Consider the following 6904-nt stretch of genomic DNA (forward strand, 5'->3'; position numbering starts at 1 on the left):
CTGGAGTGCATGTAACCCTGGGTCCCCGCAATAAATGCGAGGACGACGGAGTGCGTTAGACCGTCAGCGTTAGACCTAAACTCTTAAACGCTGACCAACCCCGACACCGCAACTGGCAGGGAGCGCAGGCGCTGGCCGGTCGCGTTATAGATGGCGCTGGTGAGTGCCGGGGCCACGGCGGGCACGCCGACCTCGCCCATACCGCCTGGATGTCCACCCTGGGCCATGATGTGGGTTTCGATTTTCTTCGGCACTTCGGCCATGGTCATGAGGCGGTAGCCGTCAAAGTTGCTTTGCACGACCTTACCGTCTTCCACATCGATCTGCCCCCACAACGCAGCTGACAGGGCTTCAATGACCGCGCTTTCAACTTGCGCTTCAATAATGTTGGGGTTCACCACGGTGTGTGGATCCACCACAGTGACCACGCGATCAACCGTCAACGCGCCTTCGGCGGACACGGTGACTTCAACCACCTGACCAACGGACGAACGGAATGCCTCGACAAAGGCGACGCCGCGCCCGCGCCGCGAGCCTGCGGGGCCGGGCGCGAGCGGTTTGCCCCAATCGCCTTTTTCGGCGACCGCATCGAGCACGGCGACCATGTCTGGCTTATGACTGAGCAGACCCCGGCGGAATTCAATAGGATCTTTGCCCGCAGCTTCGGCCACTTCATCAATGAAGGCTTCCTGATAGAAGCCGTTGTGCGACATGGTCACACTGCGCCAGTTGCCGTTGGGCACAGGGTTTTCCTGGGCGTTGAGGGCCAGGCGCACGGAGGGGAACTGATAGGGCGAGCTGCTCATGGGCATGATCATGCTGATGTCGTCTTTGGCTTCGAACATCACGAAGCTGCCGTTGCGGGTGTTGAAGTCGGCACTGACCGGCTTGCCGACGATGACAAAGTCCAGCGCGGTCATGTTGCCGTCATCATCCAAACCGGCGCGGAAGCGGGCGGCGGTGGCCGGACGGTAGGTATCCTGCTGGACGTCTTCTTCACGGCTCCACGTCATTTTAACGGGCGTGCCAGGAAGTTCCTTGGCGATGGCAGCAGCCTGACGGACAAAGTCCATATCGGCGCGACGACCAAAGCCACCGCCCATCAGGGTGGCATGCACTTCGACGTTTTCTTTTTTAACACCGGTAATGCGCGCGGCCTGGGTGGCGGTCTGGCTCATGGACTGGCTGGGCGACCACACGGTGATGTGGGCGTCTTCCGGATTGTCGGTTTCTGACTCTTCGTACAACGCGGTGGCCCCCATGGGCTCCATGCAGACGTGGGCAAGATACGGGGTTTCGTAAACCGCTTCGACGGTTTTGGTGGCGCGGTCCCAATCGGCGGTGAAGGTTTCGTCTTCTTTGAGCACGTTGGCGTTGGCATCATCAAACAGTGACGCATATTCTTTCAATGCCGCCTTGGTGCTGAACCGTTCCCCTTCGGGCAGGGTCCACGACACATCCATTTCGGTGACGGCCTTTTGGGCGACCCAAGTGCTTTCGGCAACCACGGCGACGGCGTTGCCCAACACAGGCATGACGGCAATCACACCCGGACGGGCCATGACGGAGTCCGCATCAAAGGTATCGACCGTGCCACCAAACACCGGGCTGTGACGGACGGCGGCATACAGCATGCCGGGCAGTTTAACATCGACACCGAAGATGGCGGAGCCGTCGCTTTTTTCTGGTGTATCGAGGCGCTTGACCGGCGTGTTGAGCAGGGTGAACTGAGACGGGTCTTTGACTTTTGCGTCGCCCGGTGGCGTGAAGGCAGCAGCGGCTTCGGCCAACTCGCCATAGCTGAGAGAACGCCCGGAGGCGGCATGAATGACTTTGCTCTTTGCCGTGGTCAATTCGCTTTCGGGCACATCCAACTGCGCGGCAGCGGCCTGCACGAGCATGGCGCGGGTGGCCGCGCCAACGGTGCGGAGATAATTATAGTTGCCGAGAATGCTGCTGGACCCCCCGGTGATGGTCAGGCCGATCAGCGGCGTGACTTTGTACATCAAGTCGCGGGTGATGTCGGCAGCAGTGCCGGGCTCCATAAACATCACGGGAATGGCTTCGCCGACCACGTAGGAGCCGTAGTCTTTATCCAACGGCGCGAGTTCGTATTCCACATCGTCCCAATTGGCATCCAGGTCGTCGGCGACCAGCATGGGGATGGCGGTGGTGACGCCCTGGCCCAATTCAGCTTGTGGCACAGCGACAGTGATTTTGCCGCTGGGGGCAATTTTCACATAGGCGTGCAGCACGAAGGAGCCCGGCGTGGACTTGGCAAACTTGGGCTTGGCATCGCCGTCTTTGAGACTGTCGAGACCATAGGCAACGGCAAGACCGCCACCGGCTGCGAGACCAGAAACAATGAGGCTGCGACGTGTGAGTTTCATGGGTAGTTCCCCGTTCAAAGCGTGGCCGTGATACAGGCCAAGTCATATGCATCTACTATAGAGCATATCGGTAGTCGGCGCGGCCCAAACAAGCAACATTTTTAGGCGTTGCGCGTGCACCGAGTGGTCAGATTGGGATCAAAACGCCGTGAATATAGGAGGAATAGAGAAAATTACCGCCATGGCCCTTGTTCTTGTGGTGTTTCTTGGATTCGGGCGGCGAAGATTCGGGCGACGCAGACACCTGCTGTGCGGTGGGGTCTTACGGGAGGGCGGCAAAGAAGGCTATAGTTCGGCATCGACAGTTTAACAAACATCACGAAACAGGGAGACCGCCACATGTCTGACGAGCTTATTGACCTAGACTGCGATGAACAGTGTTTCAGCACGAAGCCTATCACCCGGCGCACCTTTGGCATCGGCACCGTCGCCGCCGCCGGATTGGTCAGCGGTGCCGGCACGACGTCTGCCGCACTGCCCGTGACCGAAACCGATGTGATGATTGAAACGCCCGACGGCACTTGTGATGCGGTGTTCTTTCATCCGACCGAAGGCAAACATCCTGGCGTATTGAAGTGGCCCGACATTCGGGGCCTGCGGGACGCCTTCCGCGACATGGGCCGCCGACTGGCCGGTGAAGGCTACGCCGTGCTGGTGCCCAACCCATTTTACCGCGATGGCCCTGCGCCCCTGCCCGGCCCGGACTTCAACTTCGCCACAGACCGGCAAATGGTGATGGGGCTGATGGGCAATCTGGTCGCCGAGGGTGCCGCAGAGCGCGATGCCACGGCCTTCGTCAACTGGATCGATAAGCAAGACGCCGTCGACACAGCCAAGAAGATGGGCACGACGGGCTACTGCATGGGCGGACCATTGACCATGCGCACGGCAGCGCATGTGCCAAACCGCATTGGGGCCGCAGGCTCGTTCCATGGCGGCGGATTGGTGACCGACCGTCCCAGCAGCCCGCATTTGATGATTCCCAAAATGCAGGTCAGCTATCACGTGGCTATTGCCGCCGATGATGACAGCAAAGAACCAGACGCCAAGAACGTGCTGCGCGCAGCCTTCGATGACGCTGGCGTGCCGGCAACCATCGAAGTGTATGAAGGCGCGTTGCATGGCTGGTGCGTTCCGGACAGTTCCAGCTACAACGAAGTGCAAGCCGAGCGGGCCTGGAGCACACTGATGGACTTGTTTAAAAGCACGATTGCGTAAGTTCAGCTTCGCCGCGCTTTCACCTGCGACCCAAAATAGAGCCGGGGCAGATGTAAGACTGCCCCGGTTTTACGTTAAGGTGCGGCTACGTTTTTGCGTCATGCGCAGGTAAACCGGCTTTAGCAAACGCGCGTACAAGACTTGAAACACACTCGTTCTGGATACTCTTTTCTCTTGACCTCTTCTGCTCCTCCAAAAATTGCGATCATCGGCGCGGGTGTCGCCGGACTGAGTTGTGCGCAGGTTTTAACGCAGCACGGCCATAGACCCATCGTGTTTGAAAAAAGCCGTGGCACAGGCGGGCGCATGGCCACCCGTCGCATCAGCGATGATCTGACCTTTGATCACGGCGCCCAATTCGTGACGGCCCGCACCGCTGCGTTTAGAGCTGTGCTAGAGAAAGCCCATGCGGTCGGCACTCTGGTGCCTTGGGTGCCAACGGTGCTGGATGACCGGTCGGGCGTTAAAGCGCCCCCGCCCAGTGCAGAACGGCCCTGGTATGTCGGCACCCCTGGCATGAACGCCTTGGCTAAGGCTTTGGCGGGCAAGCTGGCCGTGCAGTTTTCAACACGGGTTATGGCCCTGGAGCGGGGTGCCAACGGCTGGCGCTTACAAACATCTTTCGATCCCAAGGGCGAACTTTTTGATTACGCGGTCTGCACCGTTCCGGCCCCGCAAGCGCGGGTCATGCTGAACCGGGACTCGCAAACGGCCCAACAGTTGAAGCACGTGACCATGGCCCCTTGCTGGACGTTAATGCTGGGCCTCGCCTCCCCACTGACAGACCGTTTTGACGCCTGGCGATCAGACCAGGGAGAGATTGGCTGGGTCGCCTGCAATACGAGTAAACCAGGGCGCACTCAGAATAAAGCAAGTGGGGACAGAACCAGTTGGGTGATCCAGATGGACTCGGCATGGAGCGAAACCCATATTGAATTGGATGAGGATGAGGTCAGTAAGAAAATTCTGGCCCTGCTGGCTGACATTCTTGGACACCCCATCCCAGACGTTGAATTTGCCACCGCGCACCGCTGGCGCTACGCCCATACCAGAACGCCGCTGGGCAAGCCGTTCGCGTGCGATACCGGCATGACTCTGTTCTTGGGCGGCGATTGGGCTTTGGGCAACTCCGTTGAATACGCTTTTGAAAGCGGTCAGGCGATGGGTCAGGCCCTGGCAGACCGGTTACAGGCGTGACCGCGCCCAGCAAACACGCACCCAGTTTGGCGTCTTTCGGATCAAACCTCCGCGCCGTGGTGATGGGCGCCTCGGGCGGCATTGGGCGGGCGCTAACCACTGCGCTTGAGGCAGAAGCAGCGGTGGCGCAAGTGTATGGCCTGTCGCGCACCCGCGGTGAAAGCTCTGCGGATAAACTGTCGTGGATTGAAGCAGACCTGACGCAAGAAGACACCTTGGCTCAGGCGGCAAAGACAATCATCGAGGACGGTGGCCCGGTGCACCTGGTGATGGTTGCCACCGGTATTTTACATCAGGGTGATGATATCTCGCCGGAAAAATCCTGGCGCGCGTTGTCGGCCCCCACCTTGGAAACGCTGTTCAAGATCAACACCATCGGACCAGCGCTGGCCGCCAAACATTTTCTGCCCCTGTTGGACAAAGACAGAAAATCTGTGTTTGCGGCGTTGTCTGCCCGGGTCGGCAGCATTGAAGATAACCGGCTGGGCGGCTGGCACGCTTACCGGGCATCGAAAGCCGCGCTGAACATGATGATTAAAACCCTGTCGATTGAGTTGGCGTTTCGCTCGCCCCAGGCGCTGTGTGTGGGGCTGCACCCCGGCACCGTGGATACGGCGCTGTCTGAACCGTTTCAGAAAGGGGTGGCCGACGACAAACTGTTTTCGCCCGCGCAGTCAGCGGGCTACCTGTTGAATGTTCTGAACGGCTTAACAGCCGAAGACTCCGGCCATGTGTTTGCCTGGGATGGCAGCCGGATCCCGGCATAATCGAAAAGCCGGATCCCGGCATAAACAACAAGCCGGGTACCGGCGTAGTAATCACGCCAATTTCAGCGCACTAAAAAACCCCGCCGCACAATTTTGCACGACGGGGTTTTCCAGATGGGATCGTTTCGCCTTACTCGGGGAGAACGACCGTATCGATGACGTGAATGACGCCGTTATCGGCTTCAATGTCAGCGGTGATGACCATGGCGTTATCAACCATGACGCCATCGGTGGCATCGATTGATAAGGACTGGCCTTGCACGGTTTCGGCTTCGAGCGTCTGGCCCGCGATATCTGCTGACATCACTTTGCCAGAGAGGACGTGGTAAGTCAGAACAGCAACAAGCTGATCTTTGTTTTCTGGCTTCAACAGGTTTTCAACGGTGCCAGCAGGCAGTTTCGCGAACGCATCATCGGTTGGTGCGAATACGGTGAACGGACCTGGGCTGGACAGAGTTTCCACCAAGCCAGCGGCTTGAACAGCCGCAACCAATGTATTGAACGAACCCGCGGCAACTGCGGTTTCAACAATGTTAGCGGCTTTGGCTGCACCAGCGGATAAGGCCAAGCTGGCAGCAACAGCTACGGACGCAAGAACGGTCTTATAGGTCATGAAGGTCTCCAAGGTACCTTGAGGGGATAGGGGGCGATCTGTTCAATGGTGTGACAGAACGCTGTTGGGTAACGCACTGCTTACGCCCCGCCCAAGCCGCTGGATCAGACCCGGCTGTTTAACACCACACTCGGGAAAGGGGTGAATAGCCCTACAATTTTCCGGCAACGATGAAGCGGTGCGCCGAACGCAAAAGGAGTCCACCCCACGTCACAAACTATCTAGTGGCTCGCCCTCGGATTGAATCTGCACTCTCTCATAATTCATTGATATTATTCACTTTATTACAGAAATCATGGAAAAATAGAAACCTGCTTGACACAAATGTTCTTGTATTGTTCTTATCTCGACTCATTGCTTGGCCATTCAAAGTAAACACGAAAGTAAACACACATGCGCCGCGCCGAGACCATCGAAAAACTTTATCTCGACTTTGACGGGTTCTTTGCCTCCGTCATGCAGCAAGCCATGCCTGAACTGCGGGGGCGGCCTGTCGGCATCATTCCGTTTGAAACGTCGGCGGCCTATTCAACCTCTGTGATTGCCTGCTCGAAGGAAGCCAAAGCGGCCGGCTGCACAAATGTCATGCGCGTCCCAGAAGCTTTAGACCTCTGCCCGGAGCTTGTTCTTGTCACCCAACGCCCAGACCTGTTCCGCCGGGCACATAATGCCCTGCTTAACGAGATCGCCTGCGCAATCCCGATTGAGACGGTCAAATC

General features: G+C 58.2%; 6 protein-coding genes. 4 read left to right on the forward strand and 2 right to left on the reverse strand.

Annotated elements, in window-relative coordinates; translation table 11 throughout:
• Window positions 1-83: 83 nt before the first annotated feature.
• Entirely contained in the window at window positions 84-2390 is a 2307-nt protein-coding gene (locus RIC29_00860; protein MEQ8733445.1) for a molybdopterin-dependent oxidoreductase, read from the reverse strand.
• Window positions 2391-2729: 339 nt separating this feature from the next.
• Between RIC29_00860 and RIC29_00865 the strand changes: the two genes are divergently transcribed.
• The 3 genes from RIC29_00865 (at window position 2730) to RIC29_00875 (ending at window position 5572) form a co-directional block, all read left to right on the forward strand.
• Window positions 2730-3608 (forward strand): dienelactone hydrolase family protein, encoded by an 879-nt coding sequence (locus RIC29_00865; protein ID MEQ8733446.1) that lies wholly within the window; start codon window positions 2730-2732, stop codon window positions 3606-3608.
• 174 nt (window positions 3609-3782) lie between these two features.
• Window positions 3783-4805 (forward strand): FAD-dependent oxidoreductase, encoded by a 1023-nt coding sequence (locus RIC29_00870; GenBank protein MEQ8733447.1) that lies wholly within the window; start codon window positions 3783-3785, stop codon window positions 4803-4805.
• Entirely contained in the window at window positions 4802-5572 is a 771-nt protein-coding gene (locus RIC29_00875) for an SDR family NAD(P)-dependent oxidoreductase (protein ID MEQ8733448.1), read from the forward strand. Before RIC29_00870 ends, RIC29_00875 begins: the two co-directional genes overlap by 4 nt.
• 130 nt (window positions 5573-5702) lie before the next feature.
• On the opposite strand, the gene RIC29_00880 is transcribed toward RIC29_00875, so the two are convergent.
• Window positions 5703-6185, reverse strand: a complete 483-nt coding sequence (locus tag RIC29_00880; protein MEQ8733449.1) for a fasciclin domain-containing protein — start codon at window positions 6183-6185, stop codon at window positions 5703-5705.
• A gap of 393 nt (window positions 6186-6578) precedes the next feature.
• On the opposite strand from RIC29_00880, the gene RIC29_00885 reads away from it, so the two are divergent.
• A partial coding sequence (locus RIC29_00885; GenBank protein ID MEQ8733450.1) for a hypothetical protein occupies window positions 6579-6904 on the forward strand: 326 nt, incomplete at its 3' end.

The sequence above is a fragment of the Rhodospirillaceae bacterium genome (assembly GCA_040219235.1).
In the GTDB taxonomy this organism is placed as follows: Bacteria; Pseudomonadota; Alphaproteobacteria; order Rhodospirillales; family Rhodospirillaceae; genus WLXB01.

Coding starts and splice junctions, on each gene's coding strand:
- RIC29_00865 (MEQ8733446.1), top strand. CDS start 2,730: ATGTCTGACGAGCTTATTGACCTAGACTGCGATGAACAGTGTTTCAGC.
- RIC29_00880 (MEQ8733449.1), bottom strand. CDS start 6,185: ATGACCTATAAGACCGTTCTTGCGTCCGTAGCTGTTGCTGCCAGCTTG.
- RIC29_00860 (MEQ8733445.1), bottom strand. CDS start 2,390: ATGAAACTCACACGTCGCAGCCTCATTGTTTCTGGTCTCGCAGCCGGT.